Origin of the sequence: Falsiroseomonas oryziterrae (genome assembly GCF_021864505.1) — a bacterium.
In the GTDB taxonomy this organism is placed as follows: Bacteria; Pseudomonadota; Alphaproteobacteria; order Acetobacterales; family Acetobacteraceae; genus Falsiroseomonas; species Falsiroseomonas oryziterrae.
On the sequence record NZ_JAKJIB010000432.1, the window covers coordinates 1 to 2,797 of the forward strand.

A 2,797-nucleotide genomic window follows, 5' to 3' on the forward strand; every position below is an offset into this window, starting at 1 on the left:
CTCGGCGTCGCCCGGGCCGCTTGTCTCGGCGAGCTCGGGCCGGACGCCGTGCGCGAGCAGCGCGGCGACGGCGCGCGACAGGCTGCGGCGCCGTCCGGCGCCGGCCGCCGGGTTGAAGACGATGAGCACCGCGGCCGCGTAGCGCGCGGCGATGACGATTCGGTCTCGTTGTCCTGACGGCCGCGTGACATGCGCACGCCGCATCGCGGAACAGCGCGCCGCGTGTTCGATGTCACTCAGGATTCACGTCGAATCGGCACGTCGCCGGGTACAGCGCGGCAACGCAACGGACGTCCCCGCGTTGGCCCGCGGGGGCCAGGCGGCTGGAGCCGAGGCATGCACACGACCGAGCCGACGCGTCGCTACCGCACGGTGTTCCTCTCGGACGTGCATCTCGGCACGCGGGGCTGCCGCAGCGATTTCCTCGCCGATTTCCTGCGGCGGGTGGAATGCGACCGGCTCTACCTGGTGGGCGACATCGTCGATGGCTGGCGGCTCAGGAAGTCCTGGTACTGGGACCCGACGCATGACGAGGTCATCCGCCTGATCCTGCGCGCGGCGCGGAACGGCACCGAGGTGACCTACATCCCCGGCAACCACGACGAGATGCTGCGCGACTGGCTGGGGATGGAGATCGCCGGCGTCAGGCTGGTGGACGAGGCGGTGCACACCGCCGCCGACGGGCGCCGCTACCTGGTGCTGCATGGCGACCAGTTCGACGGGGTGATCCGCTACGCCAAGTTCATCGCCCATCTCGGCGACTGGGCCTACGACACGGCGCTGACGCTGAACCGCTGGTTCAACGCGGCGCGGCGGCGGCTCGGCTATCCGTACTGGTCGCTCTCGCAATGGCTGAAGCACCGGGTCAAGGAAGCGGTGAAGGCGATCGACCGCTTCGAGGTCGCGCTGGCCGGCGAGGCGCGGCGGCGCGGCCTCGATGGCGTGGTGTGCGGCCACATCCACCACGCGGAGATGCGCGAGGTGCAGGGCGTGCTCTACATGAACGACGGCGACTGGGTGGAAAGCTGCACCGCGCTGGTGGAGCACGCGGACGGTCGTTTCGAATTGATTGACTGGGCGCGCGAGAACCGCTTGACCTTCTTCCGCGCGGCCGTGGGGGAGGTCCCCGCCGCGGCCTGAGGCGGGGGATGGATTGGACGGCTCGATAGGCGTCTGGGGCATGGGCGCCCTTCCCCCCGGCCTGGCGCATGGCGGCCCCGCGCCGCGGCGCATCCTGATCGTGAGCGACGCCTGGCACCCGCAGGTGAACGGCGTGGTCCGCACCATGCAGACGGTGGTGGACGAACTGCGCGCGCGCGGCGACGTGGTGGAGGTGATCGGGCCCGACCGCTTCCCGACCCTGCCGACGCCCGGCTACCCGGAGATCCGGCTGGCCGTGGCGCCCGGGCGCAAGCTTGCGCGGCTGGCCGACGACTTCGCGCCGGAGGCGGTGCATGTCTGCACCGAGGGTCCGCTCGGCTGGGCGATGCGCGCGATCTGCCGCCGCCGCGGCTGGCGCTTCACCACCGCCTACCACACCAAGTTCCCGGAATACCTGCATGCGCGGACACGCATCCCGACGGCGTGGAGCTTCGCCGCGATGCGGCGCTTCCACGCGGCCGGATCGGGCACGCTCTGCGCGACGCCGTCGCTGGCGCGGGAGCTCGAATCGCGCGGCTTCGCGAATGTGGTGCCCTGGTCGCGCGGCGTGGACCTCGACCGCTTCCATCCCGCTGCGGCAGAGCATGGCGAGGCGGATGCGTGGGAGAGGCTGCCGCGGCCGATCTTCCTCTATGCCGGGCGGATCGCGGTGGAGAAGAACATCGCCGCCTTCCTCTCGCTCGACCTGCCGGGCAGCAAGGTGGTGGTGGGCGACGGGCCGCAGCGCGCAGCGCTGATGCAGCGGTTCCCGCAGGCGCATTTCACCGGCTGGCGCGACAACGGCGCGCTGGCGCGCGCCTATGCGCGGGCCGATGTCTTCGTCTTCCCGTCGCTGACCGACACCTTCGGGCTGGTGCTGCTGGAATCGCTCGCCGCCGGCACGCCGGTCGCGGCCTATCCGGTGACCGGGCCACTCGACGTTCTTGGTTCAGCCCCGGTCGGCGCGATGGACCAGGATCTGCGCACCGCCTGCCTGCGCGCGCTGGAGGTGGATCGCGCCACCTGCCGCGCCCATGCGGAGCGCTTCTCCTGGGCGGCCTGCGCCAGGCGGTTCCGCGACGCGCTGGTGCCGGCGCTGGCCGCCTGACATTTCCTGTCGCGCCGGGAGCGTGCTAGGGCGGCGCCGATGGCCCACCACCCTGCCCGGGGCTGATGCGCAAGATCATCCGCCATCCCGTCGTGCAGGCGGGGCTCGCGCGCAGCCTCGGCGCCTATATCGCCTTCGTCGCCCGCACCACGCGCTGGCGCCTGGTCGGCGCCGGCCCGGCGCTGGCCGAGGTCGCGGCCGGCCGGCCGCTGGTGATCGCCTTCTGGCATGAGCGCCTGCCGGTCATCCCGCCGCTGTTCCGGCTCGCCGTCGCGGCGGAGCCGCAGGTGGCGCGGCTCTCCCCGCATGTGCTGGTCAGCCGGCATCGCGACGGGCGCTTCATCGGCGACGCGGTCGCGCGCTTCGGGGTGCGGATGATCTACGGCTCGACGACGCGGGGCGGCGCGCAGGCGTTGGTCGAGATGCTGCGCGTGCTGCGCGCCGGCGACCCGGTGCTGATCACGCCGGACGGGCCGCGGGGGCCGCGGCGCGTGGCGGCACCGGGCGTCGCGCAGCTCGCCGCGGTGTCGGGCGCCAAGGTCGTCCCGG

At 72.8% G+C, this 2,797-nt stretch carries 4 protein-coding genes; 3 read left to right on the forward strand and 1 reads right to left on the reverse strand.

Features of this window, described 5'->3' with window-relative positions; genetic code table 11:
* The coding region (locus tag L2I40_RS21470; RefSeq protein ID WP_237217258.1) for a hypothetical protein at positions 1-204 on the reverse strand (204 nt) is incomplete at its 3' end.
* Positions 205-336: 132 nt separating this feature from the next.
* On the opposite strand from L2I40_RS21470, the gene L2I40_RS21475 reads away from it, so the two are divergent.
* From L2I40_RS21475 to L2I40_RS21485, 3 genes are all read left to right on the forward strand, one after another.
* Positions 337-1,140, forward strand: a complete 804-nt coding sequence (locus tag L2I40_RS21475; protein WP_237217260.1) for a UDP-2,3-diacylglucosamine diphosphatase — start codon at positions 337-339, stop codon at positions 1,138-1,140.
* Positions 1,141-1,180: 40 nt separating this feature from the next.
* Positions 1,181-2,248 (forward strand): glycosyltransferase family 4 protein, encoded by a 1,068-nt coding sequence (locus L2I40_RS21480; protein WP_237217261.1) that lies wholly within the window; start codon positions 1,181-1,183, stop codon positions 2,246-2,248.
* 65 nt (positions 2,249-2,313) lie between these two features.
* Positions 2,314-2,797, forward strand: a 484-nt coding sequence (locus tag L2I40_RS21485; RefSeq protein WP_237217263.1) for a lysophospholipid acyltransferase family protein, incomplete at its 3' end; no start/stop codon positions are given.

What these genes read in the sequence shown, in the direction of transcription:
- L2I40_RS21475 (WP_237217260.1), top strand. Translation starts at nt 337, where the DNA reads ATGCACACGACCGAGCCGACGCGTCGCTACCGCACGGTGTTCCTCTCG.
- L2I40_RS21480 (WP_237217261.1), top strand. Translation starts at nt 1,181, where the DNA reads ATGGGCGCCCTTCCCCCCGGCCTGGCGCATGGCGGCCCCGCGCCGCGG.